At 57.7% G+C, this 25,227-nt stretch carries 16 protein-coding genes; 14 read left to right on the top strand and 2 right to left on the bottom strand.

Annotated elements, in window-relative coordinates; translation table 11 throughout:
* The first annotated feature begins 122 nt into the window (after positions 1-122).
* Entirely contained in the window at positions 123-887 is a 765-nt protein-coding gene (locus IM304_RS00360; protein WP_193355032.1) for a siderophore-interacting protein, read from the top strand.
* Here the strand turns inward: IM304_RS00360 and IM304_RS00365 are convergent, their stop codons facing one another.
* Positions 888-2,057, bottom strand: coding sequence for a DNA repair protein (locus IM304_RS00365; RefSeq protein WP_193355031.1), 1,170 nt, complete (start codon positions 2,055-2,057; stop codon positions 888-890). It abuts the gene before it with no gap.
* A gap of 261 nt (positions 2,058-2,318) precedes the next feature.
* On the opposite strand from IM304_RS00365, the gene IM304_RS00370 reads away from it, so the two are divergent.
* The 10 genes from IM304_RS00370 to IM304_RS00415 all read left to right on the top strand — a co-directional run bounded on the left by IM304_RS00370 (position 2,319) and on the right by IM304_RS00415 (position 23,491).
* Positions 2,319-3,995 (top strand): ShlB/FhaC/HecB family hemolysin secretion/activation protein, encoded by a 1,677-nt coding sequence (locus IM304_RS00370; RefSeq protein ID WP_193355030.1) that lies wholly within the window; start codon positions 2,319-2,321, stop codon positions 3,993-3,995.
* 12 nt (positions 3,996-4,007) lie between these two features.
* Positions 4,008-13,910 (top strand): hemagglutinin repeat-containing protein, encoded by a 9,903-nt coding sequence (locus tag IM304_RS00375; protein WP_305038496.1) that lies wholly within the window; start codon positions 4,008-4,010, stop codon positions 13,908-13,910.
* Between the two features lie 3 nt (positions 13,911-13,913).
* Positions 13,914-14,114: a hypothetical protein gene (locus tag IM304_RS00380; RefSeq protein WP_193355028.1), complete on the top strand. Its 201-nt coding sequence runs from the start codon at positions 13,914-13,916 to the stop codon at positions 14,112-14,114.
* Between the two features lie 218 nt (positions 14,115-14,332).
* The gene (locus IM304_RS00385) at positions 14,333-15,010 is read left to right on the top strand and encodes a hypothetical protein (protein ID WP_193355027.1); all 678 of its coding nucleotides are present in this window, start codon (positions 14,333-14,335) and stop codon (positions 15,008-15,010) included.
* A 452-nt stretch (positions 15,011-15,462) separates the two neighbouring features.
* Positions 15,463-15,879, top strand: coding sequence for a hypothetical protein (locus IM304_RS00390; protein ID WP_193355026.1), 417 nt, complete (start codon positions 15,463-15,465; stop codon positions 15,877-15,879).
* A 264-nt stretch (positions 15,880-16,143) separates the two neighbouring features.
* Positions 16,144-16,773, top strand: a complete 630-nt coding sequence (locus IM304_RS00395) for a response regulator transcription factor (RefSeq protein ID WP_193355025.1) — start codon at positions 16,144-16,146, stop codon at positions 16,771-16,773.
* Positions 16,770-19,958 carry a transporter substrate-binding domain-containing protein gene (locus IM304_RS00400; RefSeq protein WP_193355024.1) on the top strand — a complete coding sequence of 1,063 codons (3,189 nt, stop codon included), beginning with the start codon at positions 16,770-16,772 and terminating at the stop codon, positions 19,956-19,958. Before IM304_RS00395 ends, IM304_RS00400 begins: the two co-directional genes overlap by 4 nt.
* Before the next feature lie 62 nt (positions 19,959-20,020).
* On the top strand, positions 20,021-20,449 hold the full coding sequence (locus IM304_RS00405; protein ID WP_193355023.1) for a DUF1090 domain-containing protein: 429 nt from the start codon (positions 20,021-20,023) through the stop codon (positions 20,447-20,449).
* A gap of 63 nt (positions 20,450-20,512) precedes the next feature.
* The gene (locus IM304_RS00410; protein WP_227009558.1) at positions 20,513-22,642 is read left to right on the top strand and encodes a fimbria/pilus outer membrane usher protein; all 2,130 of its coding nucleotides are present in this window, start codon (positions 20,513-20,515) and stop codon (positions 22,640-22,642) included.
* A 165-nt stretch (positions 22,643-22,807) separates the two neighbouring features.
* Positions 22,808-23,491 carry an outer membrane protein gene (locus tag IM304_RS00415; protein WP_193355022.1) on the top strand — a complete coding sequence of 228 codons (684 nt, stop codon included), beginning with the start codon at positions 22,808-22,810 and terminating at the stop codon, positions 23,489-23,491.
* A gap of 78 nt (positions 23,492-23,569) precedes the next feature.
* Here the strand turns inward: IM304_RS00415 and IM304_RS00420 are convergent, their stop codons facing one another.
* A complete protein-coding gene (locus tag IM304_RS00420) occupies positions 23,570-24,178 on the bottom strand; it encodes a phage repressor protein CI (RefSeq protein WP_370627090.1) in 609 nt (202 codons plus the stop codon).
* 194 nt (positions 24,179-24,372) lie between these two features.
* Between IM304_RS00420 and IM304_RS00425 the strand changes: the two genes are divergently transcribed.
* The 3 genes from IM304_RS00425 (at position 24,373) to IM304_RS00435 (ending at position 25,227) form a co-directional block, all read left to right on the top strand.
* Positions 24,373-24,711, top strand: a complete 339-nt coding sequence (locus tag IM304_RS00425) for a DUF5347 domain-containing protein (RefSeq protein ID WP_148418409.1) — start codon at positions 24,373-24,375, stop codon at positions 24,709-24,711.
* Positions 24,712-24,778: 67 nt separating this feature from the next.
* Positions 24,779-25,006, top strand: a complete 228-nt coding sequence (locus IM304_RS00430; protein WP_148418410.1) for a DUF2732 family protein — start codon at positions 24,779-24,781, stop codon at positions 25,004-25,006.
* Positions 25,006-25,227, top strand: coding sequence for a TraR/DksA family transcriptional regulator (locus IM304_RS00435; protein ID WP_148418411.1), 222 nt, complete (start codon positions 25,006-25,008; stop codon positions 25,225-25,227). Before IM304_RS00430 ends, IM304_RS00435 begins: the two co-directional genes overlap by 1 nt.

Consider the following 25,227-nt stretch of genomic DNA (forward strand, 5'->3'; position numbering starts at 1 on the left):
CTAAACTATATCTTAGATATATTCAGATGCAATCTAAAAGATCTTGCTTTCTTGGTGAATAGCAATCATTATCATTAAAAAATGATTTAGATATATCGTATTCACCTGAGAAGGGCATCAACATGGCATCTACCCGCTATCCTCAACGCGTCCGCAACGACCTGCGCTTTCGCGAGCTGAACGTGCTCCGCGCTGAACGAATCGGCGCAGGGTTCCAGCGCATTGTTTTAGGCGGCGAGGCGCTGGAGGGCTTTAGCTCTCGCGGCTTCGACGACCATACCAAAGTCTTTTTCCCGGCACCGGGCACGGCCTTCGTGCCGCCTGTCGTTACGGATGAAGGCATCGACTGGGGCGACGGAGTGCGCCCGCAGGCCCGCGACTATACGCCGCTGTACGATGCAGAAAATCACGAGCTGGCGCTCGATTTCTTCATTCATGATGGCGGCATCGCCAGCCGCTGGGCGCTGGAGGCGAAGCCTGGCGATAAGTTGACCATCGGCGGTCCGCGCGGATCGCTGGTGGTGCCGGAAGATTATGCCTGGCAGCTGTACGTGTGCGACGAGTCCGGCATGCCCGCGCTGCGCCGCCGCCTGGAAGGCATCGCTAAGCTGCCGGTGCGCCCGGAGATCCACGCCGTCGTTACCGTGGGCGATGCGTCATTCAGGGACTATCTGGCACACCTGAGCGGGTTCAACATCACCTGGGCAATCGGCCACGACGAGCAGGCGGTGGCGGAGCATCTGGCCGCGCTGACCGTGCCGGAAGAGGACTACTTTATCTGGCTGACCGGGGAAGGAAAGGTGGTAAAACGCCTGAGCAGCCAGTTTGAAACCAACGCGATTGATCCGCAGCTGGTGCGTGCCAGCGCGTACTGGCACGCCAAATAATCAGGCTGCGGGATCCAGCCGCGCTTCGCTCACCTGAAGTTCGAGCGAGGCGCGGACGTCGTGCAGCGCTTTCTCCTGCTGGGCAAAATAGGCTTCCATATTGCTGAGCGACGAAACCAGCAGCCAGGATTCCTCCTTCTCAAGCTCGGCCAGCTCGTTCACTAAGGTGTCGATTTGCTCACGCACCTGCGTCATCTTTTTGCGGATGCGCTCCAGGTCGTTCAGCCTGTCGCTCGCCATCAGCGGCTCAAAGCCCTGCTGCAGACGGGCGACCAGCGAGCGAATGGCGTTGACGTCGCCGCGCTGTTTGGCCTGGTTGAGCTGGACCATCATCGCGTTGGCTTCCTCTTTTAAATCGTCCGCAACCAGGTCCGGGTGGCAAAGCTTGCTCGCCTGGCGCCACAGGCGCTTAAGCTCGCTCCGATCTTCTTCTGAAAGATTTTTGCCTTTGCGCAGCCGCACTTCGGCATCGTGGTGCTGCTCGCGATACTTCTCATACTCGTCGCTGGCCTCGTCGCGCGCCTGACGCGCCGGCTCTTCCTCACGCGTTAAGCCGCTCTCCAGCTCCAGCGCTTCGGCAAGCAGGGTGGCAATCAGATGATTTTGCTGCTGAAGCTGCTTGCGTGCCTCCGCCGCCTGAACGGAATCCGCCGGTAGCTCGCGCCAGCGCTGGGTGAGCGTCGACAGTACCTCCACGGCCTGCGCCATGTAGCGCTGGCAGCGGCGGTAATCTTCTGCCCTGCGACGCGCCTCCGCCTGCTGACGCCGCAGGTTCAGCTCCGCGAGCGTTTTGCGCAGGGCGAGGATCTGCTGCATCAGCGGCCCGAGGCGGGAGAAATAGAGGTCGTTAAACTCATCAAGCTGCTGCACCCGGGCGTTACGCCGGTCAATCAGATCGCGCAGGCGCTCTTCCAGGGCTTTGAGTTCCAGCTTGCTGGCCGCCAGCTGCGGGTCGCGCCACTGCGTCACGGCGCGCTGGCGTTGCAGCCAGTCGGTGATGGCGCGCAGGGCCGCGGTGTAATTTTTTTGCTCAAGCGCCACGACGATGGCCAGCAGATCTTCGTCAAACGCTTCGTCTTTAAGGCGTTTCAGCTGGCTCAGGATGATGTCGTCATCTTCCAGCTCAATGGCATTTTTAATGATTTCTAGCCGTTTAATCGGTGTGCTCATGATGCCTTTCGCTATGGCGCTTAAGTAGTTGAGATAAGGTTAATTGTTGTAAACGCTACGGGAAATAATACACATGGATGATGATCGGCGCGACGGGGGATTTCTTTAATAGTGCCCCAGATTTAACCCTGCAAAATTCTGAAAATGCGCCAGAAATATCCTTATTCTCTTTATTGATATTTACACTATTTACTTTTTGAAATAAGTTGCTCGTTTTTTAACAGTCAAGTCTGAAACCGGACTTTGAGCGGAGAGTAAATAGTGTTAGGGAAAACATCAGCACGCACCCTGCTGGCTGCCATCCTGCTGCTGGCGCCAGGCACCGCACTCGCCGCCCTGCTGTCACCGGCCGACCGCAATACCATTCAGCAGCAACAGCAGCAGCTGCTGGACGAGAACCAGCGTCAGCGCGAAGCGCTGGAGCGCAGCGTGGTATTACCGCGTCCCGTCAGGCCAGACGATACCTCTGCGTCAAAGGGGCCGTGCTTCTTCATCAGCCGCATCGAGCTGTCTGGCGCAACCCTGCTTTCGCCTTCTGCTAAAAAGCGGCTGGTCGCGCCGTGGCTGAATCAGTGCCTTGATATTGCCCGCCTTAACACCCTGACCAACGCCGTGTCGGACTGGTACATCAGCCGGGGCTATATCACCAGCCGCGCGTTTCTGACGGAGCAGGACCTCTCCGGCGGCGTTCTCCGGCTTGCGGTTCTGGAAGGCAAGCTCCAGCAAATACGCCTTGAAGGCGTTCCGGCGCGCACCCTGACGATGACCTTCCCCGGCCTTGAAGGCAAGATCCTCAACCTGCGCGATATCGAGCAGGGCATGGAGCAGCTCAACCGGGTGCGCCAGAGGCCGGTTGAAATTGAAATTTTGCCCGGCGACAGGCAGGGCTACTCTGTCGTCAATTTAACGGCTTCGCCAGAGTTCCCGCTAAGCGGATCGGCCAGCTTCGATAACAGCGGGCAAAAGAGCACCGGTACCGGTCAGCTCAGCGGCGCGCTGTACGGCAATAACCTGCTGGGTCTGGCGGATAAGTGGTTTGTCAGCGGCGGGCGCAGCAGTGATTTTTCGAACAGCCACGATGCGCAAAATTTTGCAGCCGGTATCAGCGTGCCCTACGGCTACGGGCTGCTGGACTACAGCTACAGCTGGAGCAACTACCTCAGCACAATCGATAATAACGGTTATCTCTGGCGTTCGACGGGGGATACCGAAACCCACCGGCTGAACGGCTCCTGGGTGCTGTTCCGCAATGGCGATATCAAAACCGGCGTGTCGGCGGGCATCACGCACCGCATCAACCATAACTACCTCGACGATGTTCTGCTGGCCACCAGCAGCCGCAAGCTCTCCAGCTTCTCGCTGGGTCTTAACCACACGCAAAAAATCGCCTCGGGCGTGGCGACCCTGAACCCGACCTTCACTCAGGGAGTACCGTGGTTTGGCGCAGAAGACGATAACGACAAGCATGGCGATGTCCCGAAAGCCGAGTTTCGTAAATGGAGCGTGAACGGCAGCTTCCAGCGCCCCGTGGCGGACAGGCTGTGGTGGCTGACCAGCGTCTACTTCCAGTGGTCGCCGGACCGGCTGTACGGCAGCGAGCGGCTGACGCTGGGCGGCGAAGCCTCCGTGCGCGGCTTTAAGGAGCAGTATATTTCCGGCGATAACGGCGGCTACTGGCGAAACGAGCTTAATTATTCGCTCTTTACGCTGCCGTGGGTGGGCGACGTTGGCGTGCTGGCCGCGCTCGACGGCGGCTGGCTGAAGAAGGACGGTTTTGACCGCTATGCCTCCGGCACCCTTTGGGGGACCGCGCTGGGCATCACCACGGCTAACCGATGGTTAACCAGCCAGTTTAGCGTGGGTACCCCCGTGGATTATCCGGACTGGCTGGCACCGGATCGCCTCACGATCTATTACCGCGTATCAGTGGCTTTCTAAGGGACAGGGATGATGAAACAGGATCAGGTTCGTTTTTCGCAGCGCGCGCTGAGCGCCTTACTGAGCGTGCTGCTGGCAACGCAGCCGCTGCTGCCCGCGATGGCCGCAACCATCACCCCGTCCGGCAACACGCAGATGGACAGGGCGGCCAACGGCGTGCCGGTGGTGAATATTGCCACGCCGAATCAGTCCGGTATTTCCCATAACAAGTACAACGATTACAACGTCGGGAAAGAGGGGATGATCCTCAATAACGCCACCGGGCAGCTCAACCAGACCCAGCTTGGCGGAATCATTCAGAATAACCCCAACCTGAAAGCCGGGCAGGAAGCCAAAGGCATCATCAACGAAGTCACCGGGACTAACCGCTCGAATTTGCAGGGCTATACCGAAGTGGCGGGCAAGGCGGCCAACGTCATTGTGGCGAACCCCTACGGCATTACCTGTAACGGCTGCGGGTTTATCAACACGCCGAATGTAACGCTCACAACGGGTAAACCGGTGCTCGATGCCGGCGGTAAGCTGCAATCGCTTGACGTGACCAAAGGCGCCGTCACCATCGAGGGCGCCGGGCTGGACGGCAGCCAGAGCGATGCGGTATCAATCATTTCTCGCGCCACCGAGATTAATGCCCGGCTGCATGCGAAAGCGTTAACGGTTATCGCCGGGGCAAACCGCGTGGCGGCGGATGGCAGCGTGAGCGGGCTGAAAGGTGAAGGTGAAGCGCCAAGGGTCGCGGTAGACACCGGTGCGCTGGGCGGTATGTACGCCAACCGCATTCATCTTGTCTCAAGCGAAAAGGGGCTGGGCGTTAACCTTGGCAACCTGAACGCGCGTCAGGGCGATATTGCGCTCAACAGCGCCGGAAAAGTGGTGCTTAAAAACACCCTTGCCAGCGGCAGCACCACGGTTACCGCGTCGGAGGTGACGTTAAGCGGCGACCATAAAGCGGGTGGCGACATCAATGTTTCCGGCCAGCAGGCCGTGACGCTCGCTCAGGCCCGTCTTGCCGCCGATAAAAACCTCCAGTTAACCACCAGCGGCACGCTGGCGCAGAACGGCGGGTCGTTCATGGCGGCAGGCGACGCGACGCTTGCGGCAAAAAACCTTACCCAGAGCGCAGATGCTCAGGCGGGCGCCGGCCGTCACCTTGCCGTGAACAGTGCTGAAAACGCGGTACTTAACGGCTCTGCCTCCGCAGGCCAGCGGCTGTCGGTTAAGGGCGGCGAGCTGGTGCAGCGCGGAAATCTCAGTGCCTCAGAGATTGCGCTCAGCGGTAAAACGCTGACGCAGGAGAGCAGCAGCACGACCAGTGCCAGCGGAAATATCACGCTTACCACGTCCGGCCATAGCCAGCTGAACGGCAGCAATGCCGCCGGACGATCCCTCGCCGTCAGCGCGGGTAGCCTCGCTAACCACGGCACGCTTGCAGCCGTTGCGGATAACCGGATTAACACCGGCACGTTCAGCAATACCGGCACCGTTCAGGGTAACGGCCTGACGGTTTCAGGCACCGATATCGTCAGTACCGGCACGCTGAGCAGCGCCTCCACGCTGGACATTACTGCCCGCAATATCACCCTTTCCGGCGACACCGGCGCGAAGGGCAAAACTACCGTGACCGCGAGCGGTAAGCTGGACAACGGCGGCAACCTTCTCAGCGACGACGCGCTTACGCTGAAGGCGGCGCAGATCGTCAACCGCGGCACGCTCTCCGGCACCCGGGAGCTCAGCGCCTCAGCAGGGACATTCACCGCCAGCGAACGGTCGGTTACCCACAGCGATGGGGATCTGACGCTGAACAATACCGATACCGCGCTTGCCGGTGAAACCAGCGCCGGCGGCACCGTAACCGTGCTGGGTGACAGCCTGAAAACCGCCGCCACCGCGCAGACGCAGGGCAGGAACGTCAGCGTGGACGTACAGCGCGCGCAGCTTGAGGGAACTCAGGCCGCGAAAGATAACCTGATCCTCAGGGCTACTGGCAGCCTCAGCCACGCGGGGAAATCGTCGGCGTCAGGGCTTAAGGCTGACGTCGGACATCTCGACAACAGCGGAACCCTGACGGCCTCCTCCCTTACGATTGACGGCGCTGACGTCATTAACGGTGGCCTGATCCACGCCGAAAAAACGCTTTCACTGGTCACCCGCCTGCTGGATAACCGCAGCAGCGGGGTGCTGTACAGCCCGGCGGCGCTGTCGCTTTCGCTCCCAGAACTGAAAAACGCCGGCATTATCACCAGCGACGCCGCGCTTTCCCTGTCCGGTGCAGCCCTGACCAACAGCGGCGAGCTGAGCGGCGCTTCACTTCTCGTTGACTACGACGCGCTGAATAACGCCGCGGGTGGTCTGCTGCTGGCTCAGGGGACAAACCGCATCACCGCGCGGTCTGTGTCCAGCGCGGGCAGCATCGTGGGCAGCACGCTGGCCCTGAATGCCGGGCGCCTCGAAAGTGCCGGTCTGTTACAGGGCGATACCGGCCTGTCCCTGACTGCTGAAGAGATGGATTTACTGGCAGGCTCCCGCACGCTTGCGGCCGGGGATCTGAGCCTTTCAGGTACCACGCTCACCACCGCAGGCCAGCTGCAGGGAGAGAACATCAGCCTCCGTGGTCGCGACTGGAATAACAGCGGAAGTACACTCGCCACCGGCTCGCTTGACGTCTCGGCCAGCGGAACGCTCAGCAATACCGGCGATCTGATGAGCCAGGGCGCCACCACGCTGAATGCCGTCAATACCGTGAATAACGGCAGCCTGCTGTCGGCGGGCGATCTCTCGCTCGCGGGGAATACGCTGCGCAACAGCGGTACGGTTCAGGGAAATCGGGTATCCGCTCATCAGGACAGCATCGCGAATAGCGGAACGATTACCGGGATTGCCGCCCTGACGCTGGCAGCCCGCCTGGAGATGGCGGCGCCGCTGCTGTCGCTGGTCAATGACGCGTCGGGATCGTTGCTGTCAGCGGGCGACGTGTCCGTGACGGGCGGCGATCTGCGCAACGCGGGGCAATGGCAGGGGAAACGGGTATTTATTGATGCGCAGACGCTTACGAACGGCGGTGCGATCCAGGCGGCAGATTTACTGGATGCGCACATCAGCGGCACCCTTACCGGCACGGCCGGGAGCAAAATTACCTCCAATGGCGAACTGGCGCTCTCAGCGCTGACGCTGGCAAACAGCGGACAGTGGATTGCGAAGCACCTCACGCTGAAGGCCGGTTCGCTGGCCAACGGCGGCGAAATTACCGGTGTCGATGCGCTGTCTGTCGCCATGAAACAGGATCTGAACAATCTGGCCGGTGGAAAACTGCTTAGCGCAGGCGCGCTGACGCTTGATGCGGGCAGTACGACCAACGCCGGGCAAATCCAGGGGAAAGCGACCGCCGTTACCGCCGGGCAACTTATCAACAGCGGGCGGCTTCAGGGGGAAGGCCTGACCCTGAACGCCGCCGGGACGCTGAGCAATACCGCCGGCGGCGTGCTGCTGAGTGAGAAGGCGCTGAAGGTGGCGGCTGCCACGCTGAATAATCAGGGGACGATACAGGGCGGCGGGGAGTCCGCGGTGAAAGCCACTACCCGCGTGCAGAACGACGGCAAGGTACTCTCCGGTGGCAGCCTCACGCTGACCGCGCCGGAGCTTACGAACGGCAGCAGTGGGCTGGTACAGGCGGTGAGGCTGCTGCTGGATGTGGTGAATGCGGTGAATGGCGGAAATATCCTTGCAACCGGAAACGCCGAACTGCGCGGCAGCACGCTTGATAACAGCGGCACGCTTCAGGGTGCGGGTTTGCAGGCAAATTACCAAAACGTTACCAACAGCGGAACGGTATTTGGCGCCACTTCGCTTACGGTAAACGGTGACGCCCTTGATAATACCGGGAGCGGTAAGCTCTACAGCGGGGATAATCTGCTGCTGGACGTGCGTAATTACAGCGGCAGTGGTGCTGTAGTTTCCCTGGGCGACGCCACGCTGAAACTGATTAACGCGTTCGCTAACACCGGCACCCTGGCAGCAGGTAAAACGCTGGCTGTCTCATCGCAGAATGCCATGACGAACAGCGGCGTAATGCAGGGCAATGCTATTGCCTTCAGTGCGGGCGGCGCGTTCACGAACAGCGGTACGCTCACCGCCGGAAACGGCAGCAGTACCTTCAGCGCGCAGAGCCTGCTCCTCAACGCGTCCGGCTCGCTTCAGGCGGGCGGAGATGTGCAGCTTACCTCACGTGAAAATATCACCGTTAACGGCTTCACCGGCACGGCGGGCAGTCTGACGATGACGGCCGCCGGTACGCTGCTTAACACGGCGCTGATTTATGCGGGTAGCAACCTGATGTTGTTTGCCGACCGCATCCATAACAGCTGGGGGGATATCCTGGCGGGTGACAGTCTTTGGATGCAGAAAAACACCTCCGGCATAGCGAATACGGAGATTACTAATACCTCCGGGAACATCGAAACCCTTCGGGGCGATATCACCATGAAGACCGGACAGCTGCTGAACGAGCGGGATGGTTTTTTTGCAAACACAACGACCACCAGTAACCCTTCAGCCATTAGCGGAATGGGCGGCGTTACCATTGAGGTACCGCTTTCTCTGATGCCTGACGGTAGTTATGGCTATTTCATCCGTGAAGTTGAAAATCAGCACGGCACGCCCTGCAACGGTCATGGCGCGTGTAACATCACGATCGATAAGCTTTACTACTACGCACCGTTTGCTGAAAACGCGACGCAGCATTTTCTGAACAGCCAGACCGTCACAACGGTGATCGGCGGTGACAATCCCGCCGGGCGTATTGCCGCAGGCAAAAACCTGACGGCTCAGGCCGGAGTGCTGGAAAACAGGGCCAGTTCCATCCTGGCAAATGGGGATATAACTCTCACGGGTAACCATTTGAATAACCAGAGCTGGCAGACGGGCACAGACAATACGTATCTGGTCTACCGCTATGACCCAAAAGGAACGTACTGGAACGGAAATTATGCGACCGGCAAGCTCGAGGAGTTAGGGCCACGACTCCCGGAGTTTGAAAATGACACCATAAAATTTACGCTGGATGGACAGGCAAAAGACTTTACGCCTGGCGAAACGTATTATTCGACGATCGTGGCTGGTGGCAACGTGGATCTCAGCTTTGCCAGCACCATTAATAATGGAACCACCACAGCCCATGCCGGAAGTTTTAGCCCTGAGATAGCGCCACCCGAACTGAATACGTTAAGTCAGCAGAATATCAGTGGCGCACTGACGAAGACGGAACTGCTGGACGCGGGATCCGTAGCGATCGACTCCCCTCAGTGGCGTGATGCGGTGAACGACGCCCTGAAAGACATCTCCGGCGGTTCATCACTTTCCGATCAAAACGGCAGCAGCGGTAACTACCCGCTACCGTCCGGCAATAGCGGCTATTTCGTGCCGTCCACCGATCCCGACAGCCCGTATCTGATTACGGTAAACCCGAAGCTTGATGACCTCGGCAATATGGACGACAGCCTGTTTGACGGACTGCATGGCCTGCTCGGCATAAAGCCCGGCGACGCACCGCGTGAAACCAACACCGCGTACACCGATCGGAACCAGTTCCTCGGCTCGGCCTATTTCCTCGACAGGCTCGGCCTGAACCCGGATCGCGACTACCGCTTCCTCGGCGACGCGGCATTTGATACCCGCTACGTCAGCAACGCGATTCTGAACCAGACCGGCAGCCGCTATATCAACGGCATCGGCTCCGATCTCGATCAGATGCGCTACCTGATGGACAGCGCCGCAGAACAACAGAAAACGCTGGGGCTGAAATTTGGCGTGGCGCTCACGGCGGCCCAGGTTGCCGCGCTTGACCACAGCCTGCTGTGGTGGGAAGCGGCAACCATCAACGGCCAGACGGTGATGATCCCGAAAGTGTACCTGTCGCCGAAGGATGTCACCGTTCACAGCGGCAGCGTCATCAGCGGCAATAACGTCCAGCTGGCGGGCGGCAACGTTATCAACAGCGGCAGTACGATCGTGGCGCAGAATGGCCTGTCCATTGACAGCAGCAACAGCCTGAGCAACCTCAACGCCGGGCTGCTGAGCGCAGGCGGCGGGCTGAACCTGAGCGCGCTGGGGGACATCAACAACATCGGCTCCACCATCAGCGGTAAAACGGTAGGGCTGGAGAGCGTCACGGGCAGCATTAACAACGTTACCCGCGCGCAGCAGTGGAACGTCGAAGCGGGCAATGTGCGTTTTAGCGGCACGGATGTGGGCAGGGTAGCCTCTATCACCGCCACCGACGGGCTGACGATGCGCGCCGGACAGGATATCAACGTGACCGGCGCAAACGTGTCGGCGGGCGGCAGCCTGGCCATGGCGGCGGGGAATGATATCAACATCACCGCCAACGAGATTGCGACGAGCGAGGGACGTGCCGGGCGCAACCGCGCGACAACGGAGACGGCGTCCGTCACGCATCAGGGCAGCACCCTGAGCGCTGGCGATGACCTCACCCTGCAGGCAGGTAACGATGTGAATGCCCGTGCGGCAGCAATGGCTGCGGAAGGCGATGTGGGGATTCAGGCCGGTCGGGACGTGAACCTGCTGGCGGAAGCCAGCTCGCAGAGCGCGAGCCGCCGTGAGAAGAAAAAAACCGTTATCGACGAATCCGTACGCCAGCAGGGAACGGAGATTGCCAGCGGAGGCAACACCACGATCCTTGCAGGGCGTGACGTGACCGCGCAGGCGGCTGACGTGACGGCGCAGGGCGATATCGGCGTGGCGGCAGGCCGCGACGTGAACCTGACGACGGCAACGGAAAGCGATTACCACTTCCAGGAGCAGACGAAGACCAAAAAAGGATTCCTCAGCAAAAAGACCACCCACACCATCGAGGAAGACAGCGCGACGCGGGAGAAGGGATCGCTGCTGAGCGGCGACAACGTGACGGTATCGGCGGGCAACAACCTGCGGGTGTTAGGTTCGGCGGTCGCCGGAGACGGCGACGTGGCCCTGTCCGCAGGCAACAACGTGGACATCGTGGCGGCCACCAACACCGACACCTCCTGGCGCTTTAAGGAGACCAAAAAGTCCGGCCTGATGGGCACGGGCGGCATCGGCTTTACCATCGGCAGCAGCAAAACCACCCACGACCTTCGCGAGCAGGGCACGACCCAGAGCGAGAGCTTCAGCACCGTCGGTTCAACGGGCGGCAGCGTCAGCATTACGGCAGGCAAACAAGCGCATATCGGCGGGGCGGATATCATCGCGCAGAAGGATATCAGCCTGACCGGCGACAGCGTGGTGATTGAGCCGGGCCATGATAAACGCACCCGCGATGAGACCTTTGAGCAGAAGAGCAGTGGGCTGACGGTGGCGCTGTCGGGGGCGGCGGGGAGCGCGGTGAATAATGCGGTCACCACGGCACAGAGCGCGAAGCAGAGCAGCGACTCACGTCTGGCGGCACTGCAGGGTACGCAGGCGGCGCTGTCCGGCGTACAGGCCGGTCAGGCCGTGGCGCTGGACCAGGCGAAGGGCGACTCTGACAAACGCAATAACAACACCATCGGCGTCAGCGCGTCGATTGGATCACAGTCGTCCAAATCCTCATCGCATATGGAGAGCGAGACGACGACAGGCAGCGCCCTGAGCGCGGGCAATAACGTCACGATAAAGGCTACCGGAAACGACATCACCGTAGCGGGCAGCCAGATTAAGGCCGGGAAGGACGTACGGCTTGATGCAGCGCGGGACGTCAACCTGATTGCTTCGCAGGACACGCAGCAGACAACGAGTAAAAACAGCAGCAGCGGTGGCAGCCTGGGTGTCGGGGTGGGTGTCGGCTCCGGTGGGGCGGGCATCAGCATCTCGGCGAACGTCAACAGCAGCAAGGGGCACGAGAAGGGTAACGGCATCTGGCAGAACGAGACCACGGTGGATGCAGGTAACCGCGTGACCATCAACAGCGGGCGTGACGCGACGATTGCCGGGGCGCAGGTGAGCGGCGAAGCCGTGGTAGCGGATATCGGGCGCGACCTGACCATTGCCAGCACCCAGGACAGCGACCACTACAACAGCAAGCAGAACAGCGTCAGCGGCGGCGTGGGGTACACCTTTGGTGCAGGAACGGCATCTGGCAGCATCAATGTCAGCCGCGACAAAATGACCAGCGACTTTGACTCGGTGCAGGAGCAGAGCGGGCTGTTTGCAGGCAGCGGCGGTTTTGATGTGACGGTAGGCAACCATACGCAGCTCGACGGCGGGGTGATTGCTTCCACGGCGACGGCGGATAAAAATCGCCTCGAAACGGGGACGCTGGGCTTCAGCGATATCCATAACCAGGCGGACTTTAAGACGGAGCACCAGGGCGCAGGCATCAGTTCGGGCGGCAGCATCGGCGAGCAGTTTGCCGGGAACATGGCGAACGCTCTGTTGGCCGGAGGCGGTAACAGTGGCCATGCGGAAGGTACGACGCAGGCGGCGGTGAGCGAGGGGACGCTCATCATCCGCGATAAGGAGAACCAGAAGCAGGATGTGGCTGGCCTGAGCCGCGATGCGGAGCATGCGAACGGCAGCATCAGCCCGATATTTGACAAGGAGAAGGAGCAGCAGCGCCTGCAGGAAGTGCAGCTGATTGGTGAGATAGGCTCGCAGGCGGTGGATATTGCGAACACGCAGGGGGAGATAAACGGGCTGAATGCAGGCAGAAAAGAGCTTGCAGATAAAGGGATAACCGAGCCGGGGGCGGATGCCAGCGACGAGGCTAAAGCCGCATATCAGAATGCCCTTCGCGCGACCGGTGCGTATAAGACCACGACGGCGAAATACGGCACGGGCAGCGACCTGCAGCGGGGTATCCAGGCGGCGACGGCCGCGCTTCAGGGGCTGGCGGGCAGCGACCTGACGGCAGCGCTGGCGGGGGCATCGGCACCGGAGCTGGCAAACTATATCGGACATGGTTCCGGGCTGAGCGATGAGGCTGCGGTGGTGGCGCATGCCATCCTGGGCGGCGCCGTTGCGGCGCTGCAGGGGAACAATGCGGCAGCGGGGGCTGCGGGCGCGGCGACCGGTGAACTTGCGGCGAAGGCGATAGCGGGTATGCTGTACCCTGACGTCAAAGATTTGTCGAAGCTGAGCGAGGAGCAGAAGCAGACGGTCAGTGCGCTGGCAACGATATCGGCCGGGATGGCTGGCGGGCTTGCTGGAGACAGTACTGGAGCAGCGGTGGCCGGGGGGCAGGCAGGGAAGAATGCGGCGGAGAATAACTCGCTGGCACTGGTTGCCAGAGGTTGTGCGGTTGCTGCGCCCTGCCGGACGAAGGTCGCAGAGCAGTTGTTGGAAATCGGGGTCAAGGCCGGTATTACTGGCGCCGTGGCGAAAACACTTGCCGACAAGCTGACTGCTGATGAACTGGATCACCTTGTTACCCTGGAAATGATGGGCAATGATGAGATCACCAGTAAATATCTCAGTTCGCTTCAGGATAAGTACGGTTCCGGGAGTGCTTCGAATCCGAATATTGGCAAGGATCTGACGGATAGTGAGAAAGCAGAACTGGGCGGTGCGGGTTCAGGCACTCCGGGAGGCTGGGAGCCGCAGGACGAGGAGAATGCGCGGAATAATGAAGCCCATAGTTCAACGAATGGGAAGAATTTAAATTCTGAATTAGTTGGTAAAGAAATTGCGGGAGGGCATGCTTTTGAGAAACACGTCCTTCAGCAAGGAGAGTTTACAGGCCTGGGTATAAGGACAAGGTCTCAGTTTGCACAACACATTGAAAATGTTGTTAAGAATCCTACGTCTACCAAAGAGTTGAGTAATGGTCGTTCGGCTTATTGGGATCAATCTACAGGTACTGTTGTAATTCGTAATCCAAAAGCATCTGATGGCGGAACGGCGTTTAGACCGGTAAACGGTAGGGCATACTTCGATAATTTAAGGTGATGAATGGACGTAATATCTGTTGCAGGTAAACAAGCTCAATTAACTATTGGTGAGAATGAGCTATTAATCCTGAATTCAGCTCTGAATGAGATTTGTAATGGTATCTCTGTTCCTGAGTTTGAAACCAGAATAGGGGCTTCTAAAGAAGAAGTCTGTACATTACTTGATGAAATAGGCCGCATTCTAGACAATATGAACGCTTAAAAAGGATCCCGGCCACCGGGCCGGGATCGTTCTCTCAGGCTTTAATCGAAATTTCCGTATCTGCGCTGGATCACTGACAGATTGTTGACATTTAACGGCCGTGGATAATGCAGAATGCAGGGAAACGCCAAATTAGGCCTGAACTAAGTATGAAAGAGCGGTAAGCGTAAGCAAGTAGAAGGATATTCTCCTTCATTATTTTATCTCAAGGAAAGAAAATGAAAGTAACAACATTCACAGTAACTACTTTACTATTCGTTGTAGCGCTAACCGGTTGTGCCAGCAAAATAAAACCTGAAACAGTAACCTCTTCCAATGGTAGTTCAATTGAGATTATGGCTGTATCAGCACAGGCAGATCTTAACAATAATCGTATTGCAGATAATTCACTGCGCGTAGTTACTCCGAATCATAACGCTGTTGGAAAAGGGTTGGCCGTTTTATCTGTGTTAACCGGAAATATAAACCCCAGCAGTTTTGATAAAGAAAATTATAAAGGGGAAAGCATCGAGTCGCTCAAAAACCCTACTGATACCTATCTCATTCAAGGTGCAAAGAAAAGTATCAGTAAGTGGATGGACTCCCAATCTAGCGGGTATATTTATAAAGAACAACTTTATATTGGCCATGCTACCTGGGCATTGATTTTTAAAGATGCTACAGCAGCAAATCCCCTTTATCAGCTGAAATATAAGGTGATTTTCTATAAGAAACCTGAGGGTGGAAGTATGTTTTCTGCGTATACTGTAGCTGAATGTTCTCCAGTTCCTGTGGAAGCGAGTCTTTCAGAATGGGAAAGCGAGAATTATAAGAAGGTGACTGTTGAAACCCAGAAATATATGGATGCGTGTATCCTTGAGCTAAATAACCAACTCCCGCGTTTGCTGAAAAAGTAGCATCTGTATTAAAAAACATCCCGGTTTTAACGCCGGGATGTTATCTCTTAAACGTCATTTACTCCTTCTGAATCACCGGTGCATTCCTCAAATTACTCAGCGCTCCTGAAAAGTTTTTAACACCGTGCCACTTTCTTTTTTATTGATATCATCACGCTCATGTCTTCAAGGTATCCCGTTGATCGAACGTGCATTTGCGAGCCACCTGGTTCTAAAAAATAATTATGTGAATGGCGAAGTGGCTTCGAAAAATATCATTGAATTAATGTTCCTGCGTACGCGCTGAAATCGCTTTATTAGCTGTTTCACCCACTCTCATTACCCGTTGCCGCGCTTGTTCGCAGGTGTCTTTCAGCTTACCCAGCCCGCTACGCTCCGTTTGCCATAAAAATCCTAAAATGTGTAATTTGCCAGCGACATCACTTTATCCTACTCAGGATTATTCATCTTCCATGTTAAAATACGTAGCAAACAACATTGTTAAAGGACAAACGATGAATATGAAGCTTTCCTTTTTTTGCGAAGATACGGGTTACAGTAAAAAGGATTCTCCTTTATGGACAGATGTCTGCGATGCGCTTCACCAGCTCAGGACAAATACTGGAAGCATCAATATTGAAGACGTTGATAATCAAAAAACGCTCAGCATACATTCTGATGGTAAGCATTTTCTGCTCTCCTTAATTGATGGTAAGGACGATAAAACAAAAATAAAAAGCATTCAAAGGTCCTGTTTTGAAAGGAAAATAAGCTTTGCTTCGCCTGTCTCCTGGAACCGTCCTCGTGACCTGACGGGGGATTTCGATTTTGTGACTGATGTGTCCAGAACCTTTTTCATTACGGGTAGGTTTAGTGATTATCTGCATTAAAAACAGCCCGTTTATATCAGTTTTTTTATTTTGAGCGCATTGCTGAGATTATTATGAATAATGCGCAATTGATAACGATTTTGTATTAGTTGAGACTGCAATACTGCATCATCCCACCTTTCGCCGTATCGGTAGCTTACCTCTTCCTCGGATTTTCTGAATTATTCTCAAACCAGACAAACCTTCTGCGGATTCATCACATGATAGGCTATGGTATACACCGCGTTATGGAGCCGTTAATGCCTAAGGAAAGAATAAACAATAATGACGAAAATACTGCTCGTGGATGACCATCCGGCAATCTGCTTTGCCCTCAGGGTGCTGCTGGAAAAAAATCCGGATTTTACCGTGACGACATCCTCCGGCGAGAACCTGCTGGCGCTGCTGCACCGGGAGCAGCCGTCGCTGTTGATCCTCGACCTGGAGCTCAAAAATGCCGACGGGCTGGATCTTCTTCCGCGCATCAAGCACCACTTCCCTGCGCTCAGGGTGCTGGTTTACACCAACCAGCCAGCGGGGGTCTACGCGCTGCGTACGCTGAAGGCCGGGGCGAGCGGGTTTATCAATAAAAGCCTGGCGCTGGAGCGCGTCGAGCCTGCCTGTCAGCTGCTGCTGGACGGCTATCACTGTTTCCCGGAAGAGACGTTCGCGAAAGCCGCAGAGGCTACTGAGGTAAAACCTGACGCCCGGGCGCTGCTGTCGCGTTTCTCCGATCGTGAAATTGCGGTGCTGAACTATCTGAAGCAGGGGAGTAGCAACAAGGAGATTGCCGACCGGCTGGCGCTCAGCAATAAAACCATTAGCACCTATAAGGCGCGAATGATGAAAAAAAGCGGCGTTACCCATTTTGAACAACTTTTCGATCTTCTTGATACCCCAGGGTCAAAGACGTGAGAGCCGTTACCTTTATCCTGCTTTTTTGCCTTGCATTCACCGCATGCGCCGCGCAGCAGGAAGCAACTCTTCGCCTGCTGGCACGAAGCCATGAAAAGGTGATCGAGCCGGGACTCAGCGGCAGCGAATGGCGCTGGGTGCGCGAGCATCGCAACATCCGTATGGCGGTCTGGGAGCCGATGATGCCCCCTTACGACATCACCACCGGGCTGAACGATTACGGCGGTATCAATGCGGATTTCACCGGGCTGGTGGCGGAAAACCTCGGTATCGAGATTGACGTTGTGCGCTATCCGACCTATGACGATGCCCTGGCCGCGCTGCGGGCAGGCAAGGCCGATTTTATGCCCCAGGCCGGGAGGCAACAGCAGAAACAGGGGCTGATGCTGAGCGTGCCCTACAGCGACAACATTGCGGTTGAAGTGATTAACACCGATGCCTCGCCCGATGAGCCGGTGAAAAGGATCGCCGTTTCCCCTGTCTACAGCAGCAGCGAGGTGCTGGCCCGCTATCCGGGCGCCAGCATCGTTAAATTCTCCTCCACCCGGCATGCGCTGGAGGCGCTGGCCTTTCGCAAAATCGATCTGTTCTTCAGCGATGCGATCACCGCGCGCTACCTGGCGAGCCAGTCTGCTTTAAGCAATCTCAGCATTCGCCCGGTGGCGGACACGTTCGATGCCTCGGGTTTCTCGTTCGCCGCGATGCCGAAGATGGCGGTCTGGATCGCGATTCTCGACAAGATGCTGATGGCGCTGCCGGAGAACGCGGGCGTGGAGATCCACCGTCGCTGGAGCGGAGGGATCCCGCTCTCACTCAGCGAGGAGCCACCGCCCTATACCTCGCTCGAACATAAATGGATCAAAGAACATTCCCGGATCCGCGTCGCGGTGGCGCAGGATAATGCCCCGATAGCCTTTTTCAACGAGCGCGGGCAGCTGCGGGGCATCCTGGCGGATCTTCTGACCGCGCTGCGCCTGCGCACCGGGTTTACCTTTGAAATCCGCCGTTATCCCAGCCAGGAAGCCGCCTTCAGGGCGGTTAACCGGGGTGAGGCCCAGCTGATTGCCGGCGTGACTCAGGAGGGGATCTGGCAGGCGGATCTCCTGACTACCCGAACCTGGCTGTATAACTCCTGGGTTATGGTTGGGCGCGCGCTTCCCGGAAAGGAGGTGCTTCAGCCACGCGTGGTGAGCCTGCGCGGTGAGGCGCCGGACGGCTGGCTTGGCAGGCAAAACAGCGGGCAGACGGCGAAGGTCGATACCTGGTGGCAGGGGTTTAACAGCGTGCTGAATGATAAAAACGACATGATGGTTGTGCCGCTTATCATTGCAAATGCCCAGCTCAGCCGTAAAGAATTTGCCTCACTGAAAATATTAGCCAGCATTGATGCCGAGCCGCTGCGCTTTGCGTTTGGCGCGTCGCGGGAGGCCTGGCCGCTGATCGGCATTCTGAATAAAGCGCTGATCAACATCCCGCCCGAGGATCTCCATGCCCTGACGCGTGGCGGCAGTACGGGCAATGTGTTTGCCTCTGTGTCGGCGTCCGCGCTGTCGAAGGCGTGGGCGGTGACGTTCATCCTCGCAGGCACGGCGCTGCTGGCGCTGGCGGCAGGGTGGATTTATCGTCGGCGGCGCATCCGGCAGGCGCGCATCCGGAAGCTTATTCAGACGCTGCGCGCGGCGAAGCATCGCGCAGAGCGGGCCCGTCGCGGAAAAAGCGCCTTTCTGGCCACCATGAGCCATGAAATCCGCACGCCCGTCAGCGCCATCATCGGCATGCTGGAGCTGGTGATGAAACGCCCCGACAATGCCCCGCAAAACCCGCAGTCGATACGGGTTGCCTGGGACGCGGCGCAGTCGCTGTTGCTGCTTATCGGGAATATCCTTGATGTGGAGCGGATTGCGTCCGGCCGTCTGGTGCTTCGCCCGGAGCGCGCTTCGCTTCGAAATCTGATAGAAGGCACCGTGTCGCAGTTTGAGGGGCTGGCCGCCCGGAAATCATTGAAGCTGCTGCTGGAAATAGATGCGGCCCTGAAAGGGGACGTATTGACAGACGTGATGCGTTTTCGCCAGATCGTCACCAACCTGCTGGGTAACGCCATAAAATTCACCGACCGCGGTCAGGTGATGCTGCGCGCGCAGCCGCAATGGCAGAACGGCGAGTTTATGCTGCTGGAGCTGACGATAGCAGACACCGGCGAGGGCATGGACGACGAGACGCAACGGCGCCTGTTCCGGCCTTTTAGCCAGGGAGAGAGCCGCAACAGGGCTCAGGGCAGCGGGCTGGGGCTCTATATTTGCCGCCAGCTCGCGGACATGATGGAAGGGGATCTCACGCTGAACAGCGTGCCGGGCGAGGGGACTACGGTCACGGTAACGCTCAGGCTGCCCGTCATGGCCGCACTGCCGGAGAAAGAGGCTAAGGCTTCTGTCCCGCCCGGCAAACGCGCTGCGTTGAGCGTTATGGTGGTAGACGATAATCCGGCTGGGCGGATGCTGCTTGCCCAGCAGCTTGAGTGGCTGGGGCATGGCGTCACCCAGTTCGACAGCCCGAAAATGCTGATCGAGAGCCTGGCAACCCGACGGCCGGACGCGGCGATCGTGGACTGCAATATGCCGGAAATGAGCGGCTATGCCCTGTCGCGCATCATCAGTGAACGTTACCCGGACGTCGCGGTGTTTGGCATGACGGCGGACGCGCGCGAATCCGTCCGGGATGAGGCCCGGGAAGCAGGGATGCGCGACTGTATCTTCAAACCGGTCACGCTCGCGGCGCTGGAAAACCTGCTCGCCTCCCTGATCCCGTCCGGGAATTCCCCTGCGGTTGTTCATCCCTCCCTGACGCTGCCCGCGGCGCTGCTGGACGGCAAGCATCTGGCGACGTTTCTGGATCTTCAGATAACCGTGCTGGAGGAGACGCTGCGCGATATCGCGCTGTGGCGAGACGATCCCGGCACGCCATTGACCGAAACGCTGCACCGGCTGCGGGGCGGTATTCAACTGCTCGGAATGCCGGCGCTGGAAGCTCGCTGCCTTGAGCAGGAGCAGGCCGTTAGCCGTGACGGTATCCGTCAGCTTGAGGAGGATATTCAGGCCCTGAAGGGCGCATTACAGCACTGGCGCGAGACGGGACTACACCCGGGCAAGACCGTCCTACAGCAGAATGAGGACGGGCGTACAGCGTAAGCGTCCCGCCCGCCGGGGTACGCTTTGATTCGAGGACATTCACGCATAAAGGAGATATCCCAATGAAAAAACTCGTATCCGCGCTGGCCGTTATTGCCGCTGTTGGCATGTTCACCTCCGCACAGGCGGCAGAAAGCTGCTCCGCGAAAGCCGCCGCGCTGGAAAAAGAGATCCGTATTGCCCAGCAGTACGGTAATACCTATAAAGTTAACGGCCTGAAAAAGGCGCTGGCTGAAGTTAAAGCGCACTGTACCCCGGCAAGCGTGCTGGCTGACGCGCAGAAGGACGTGAAGAAGCTGGAGAAAAAGCTGGCCGAGAAGCGTGAAGATATTGCCGAGGTTCAGGCTGACCTGCGTGAGGCGAAAGCCAAAGGTGACAGCAAGAAAGTGGCAAAATATCAGCGCAAGCTGGCAGAGAAACAGAGCGATCTGAGCAACATTCAGCAGGATCTGAACCGCGCACGCGCCGCGCTTGCATCCCTTCAGAAATAACGTTTTTATCTGAAAAAGGTGAGGAGGCTTCTGCCTCTTCACCTTTTTGCGCTGCCTGCCACCATGACGTTACTCCGTCTTTTCTGCTTTATGCTGCTGTTCGCGATGGCAGAAAGTCGCGCGGGCAGCCAAAAGACGTGGGTGATCCTCAATAACCTCTATAAGGGCGCGATTTCGCTTGATGTTGCAGCCTCCGGCCCTTGCCTCAGCCAGCCGCTGCTGGAGGAGTGGGGCGTGCGTAACGCGGTGCTTGCGCGTCTGGGCTGGGATGCCAGAGGTTGTCTGACGCCGCAGTCTGCGGAGCAGTTTAACCTCAAATACTGGTACCGCCCGCAGGCGCAGCTCCTGACGCTCCTGTTCCCGGACGAGGCCATCAGCCCTCAGCAGAATGGCGTCAGCACCAGCCGCTGGGATGACGGCATCAACGCGCTGTTTATCAACTATCGTCTGGATGCGGACAATAGCCTGGCGCAGTACGACTGGGAGCGTTCCGGCACTGACGCCACGCTGAGCCTGGACAACGGCCTTAACGTGGGGCCCTGGCGGCTGCGTTATCAAAACACCTTCTGGCGTGAAAAAGGGGGCCACCACGGCTCGTACAGCAACGCGATGTCGCTCTGGCGCAGCATTACGCCGCTGCGTTCGCGGTTGACCTTTGGCGACGGCAATACCTCTTCAACGCTCTTCGACAGCCTGGCGTTTCGCGGTGCGTCACTCGCCAGCGACGAGGCGATGTACCCCGACAGCTGGCGACCCTATTCGCCTTGGATCAACGGCTATGCCCGCACGGAGGCTGAAGTGACCATCCATCAGAACGGCGTACGCGTTTACCGTATTCACGTTCCGCCCGGGCCGTTTACCATTCGTGATTTTTATCCACCGGACCCGGACGGCAACCTGGAAATGACGATTCAGGAGAGCGACGGAACGGAGCGTACCCGCCTGCTGCCCTATTCGAGCATGCCCAATCTGTTGCATCACGGGCTCTTTAGCTACGAGCTGGCCGCCGGCCGCTACAGGCCTTTTCACGGTATCGACAGGGATAAGGACCGCTTCTGGCAGAGCACACTCTCGTGGGGGATTGCCCCGCATGTCACCGCGTTTGCCGGGCTACAGCAGGGAGAGCACTACTTCAGCCATGTCGCAGGCTTTGGCGGAAACTTAGGGCTGTGGGGCGCCTTTTCCGGCGATGTCACCGCGGCTCGCTATACGCAAAATGAAGCCACCCTGCGCGGCAGGGTCTGGCGCCTGCGCTATGCCAAAGCCTTTTTCACGACCGAAACCAGCCTCACCGCTCAGCTCCAGTGGTATCCGCGCGGCGGGCAGTACCGTTCGCTGGAAGAAAAAATCGCGCGGGCTGAACTGCTCCGGTACGGCTGGGACGATGACCTCACCCGGCGGGCGCTTCGCGGGCAGCTGGAGCTTAATCAGAATTTTGGCGAGGACGCGAGCATGAGCCTGTCGTGGCACTGGCTAAAGTCACGCGAGCCTGACGCGGGCAGCGCGGGAGTGACGCTGAGCCTGGACGCAACCTTGCGCAACGTGGATTTAAGCGTATACGGCGGCTATGAGCGCTACGGCAAAAACCCGGATGAAGCCACGGTGGGGATCAACATCAGCGTGCCTTTATCCCTGTGGGGCGCGACGAGCAATGTCGGCTATATCACCGAGCTCGCCAGCCGGGGGGAAGATAGCCATGGGGTGAACGTATACGGGTCGGCGCTGAGTGATTACAGCCTGCGTTACGATCTCCAGGCGACACATACCGTACACCGCAATGACGAACTCTCTGCGAGCCTGGGCTATCAGTACAACGCGGGCGAGCTGAATCTCAGCATGGTGCGCGGAGGAACGCGCCGTGATTATCATGCCGACGCCAGCGGCAGCATTCTGGTACACGCTGACGGCGTAACGCTGGGGCAGCAGCTCGGCAGCACCGCAGCGCTGGTGGACGTGCCGGACACGCCGGGAATTGGTTTCTATAACCAGTTTGGCTCAACAACCAATGCCAGCGGCGAACTTCTGGTGAGCTACCTGACGCCATGGCGGGTAAACCGGATTACGGTCGATAGCCTGAGCCTGCCGGAAAATACCGCGCCGGATGTGACGGAGCTGGAATCAGTCCCGACCGATGGCGCGATCGTTCTGCTGCGTTTCCCTCAGCCTGTTACGCATTCCAATAAAGCTGAATGACATCAGGAACGGGTCAAATCTCTACGTAAAACTACCAGGTCATGCACGTATTCATCCCAATAGTTTGCCCTTTCGGGACTGCTTATGATTCGTCTCACTGACTGTTTTTCCTCGCATCGGCGAACGAGGGTTCGACGAGCGGAATATTTTTTCAACGGAGCGTAGATGAATATGAAAGCTATCCTGGTCGCCCTGCCGGTTGCGATGCTCCCGGCTACCGTTCTGGCGGCAAACGCTGAGGAAGGGTATTACGGTTCGGCAAAATACCTGCAAACTGAACAGCATGCAAAGGAGATGGATACCAGCGCGCGTCCGGGCGTCGGCCAGTTTGTGGGCGGTAAAGAGAAAGAGCACCTTGATGGCGCGGCGATTGCCGCAGGCTATCAGTTCGGTAACGGCTGGCGTGCAGAAGGTGAATACACCTTTAAGCAAAAGACGGAGTACACCAGCGGCTCCAGCACGTTCGCGAACAGCTACAACCATCTGCAAACGGAAGCCGAGCGTCTGATGCTCAACGTTTATCGCGATTATGAACTGGGCTACGGCGTCTCTGTTTACGGTACCGCAGGGCTTGGCGTGAGCAAGATTAAAGCGGGCGGCTGGCAGGGCAACCCTGGCCGTGAATACGGCTCAACCACCCAAAGCAACCTGACCTACGCGTTAGGAGTGGGGATAAGCTACACGCCGGTTGAGCGTCTGTATGTCGATCTGGGCTATCGCTATATCGATATGGGGAAAATCGAGAGCGGATATAACAATTTTACAAACGCGCGAGGCTTAAAAGATGAGCAGATGAAAGCGCATATTGTCTCTGACGAATTTACGCTGGGTATGCGTTACGTGTTTTGACCGGGTGCGGTAAAACAGGGCCAACGCCGTAGAAATGCGGGGTTGGCTTTTTTATGACGAGCAGGTACCTGCACGTTATCAGTTCACCTCGCTGTAAACACCCACCACGCGACCTACCGTTTTGATCTCGCCAATCACGCATTCAAATGGAATCTTTCCACCCGCGACGTGGAGTTTTTTACCCGGCAGGAGCGTCAATTCGCGGATGCTGGCGGTACCTTCAATCTCGACCAGCCACAGCCCGTCGGTTAACGACGCGTCTTTTTCAACGAAGTGAAGTTTTCCCTCCGCCCGGACGGCGACGCCTCGAGTGAGCGGCTTGCTGAAGAAATGGGAGTCGATACTCAAAGTAGTATTTTCTTCCAGTCGACCATCACTAAGAGTGAATAGCGCAACCGATAAGGGATCCCCTTCGGTTGGCTGACCTTCAAACTGAGAACCTTGCCCGGTCATCAGCCAGCGAAGGCTGGCGCCGGTATCCAGCGCGCACTGAACCGCAAAATCGTAAGAGACTGTGCCGCGCGCGTAGCGGTTCTGAAGCGAGCTGGCAGCGATATTAAAGTGCCGGGCAAGCTGGATTTTCTGCGTGAAACCATATACCTGACAGATTCTATCGAGTAACTCTTCATTATTCACTTGAGAATCCAAGATCAAAATATATTCCTTTGGGTGTTTACTAATACTCATTTGGGTATTAGTATCATTACAAATTCGGGCAATCAGCGGCAGGCGTTGGCAAACAGAGGCTAATGATTGCAGACAGTATCAAAATGGGAATCATGCAGCATGGCTTCTGAAATCGCAATCATCAAACGGCTGAAAAAGCCGTGCTCTGCCCGTTTTCAGCGCAAAAGTATGGGTGAATTTACACGAGGGGAGATATGGCGATAGAAGCTGCCCGTGCAAGGGTTCCACTTAGCGTGGGAGCGCGTCTTCGCGGGCTTAACCACGTTGCTGAACTGCGCGCCCGATACGGGAGCGATAGCGGAAAAGAGCTGGCGCGGTTTATGGCCGAACTGCGCGATAAGCGCGATCCCTGTTTTGAGGAGAACAGCAGGGCGCTGGCCGCCATCTTTTTCCTGGCGAGGTTGCCCGTCGCCCGCCATGAGTGCGATATCAGCGAGCTGACGACTGAAGAGAAAAGGGCGTTGATTACCGCCATGAACCATTTTCGTGCTGTTGTGAGTTTATTTCCTGAACGGCTGACCATGCCGGTGTAACCCAACCAAAAACCTAATGGCGTAAACCCGCCGGGCATTCTGTTGCCTGAAATCAAGGAGACGCGTGATGCGAAACAGTGAAAACCGCTTTTATTCAACCGGAAGTGAAGAACTGAAACGCCTGCTGATGGAGGCAAAAACTGAGGAACGATGCGCGCGAGCCCGCGCGGTCTCCCTGCGCCTGGAGGCGCTGGCGAGCCATATTTTTAAAACCGGTATGAGCGGAGAAGACGTTGCCGAACTTCTGTGCCACGAGGCGGCCCGCTACGAGCGCGAAGCCCAGGAGATGCACTGATGGCCGATTATATCGATCTTGCGCAGGCGCGCGAGCAGGAAGACAGAGAGCGGCACATACATCACGCCCGTAGACGGCCCGCATCGCCTTCGCGTTTCCTCTGCGAGGACTGCGAGGCCCCGATACCGGAGGCGCGTCGTATGGCGGTGCCCGGCGTGGCCCTGTGCGTCACCTGCCAGGAGATCGCGGAGATGAAAAATAAACACGTCCGGGGAGGATGA

Origin of the sequence: Enterobacter cloacae complex sp. P40C2 (genome assembly GCF_014930695.1) — a bacterium.
Classification (GTDB): domain Bacteria; phylum Pseudomonadota; class Gammaproteobacteria; order Enterobacterales; family Enterobacteriaceae; genus Enterobacter; species Enterobacter pasteurii.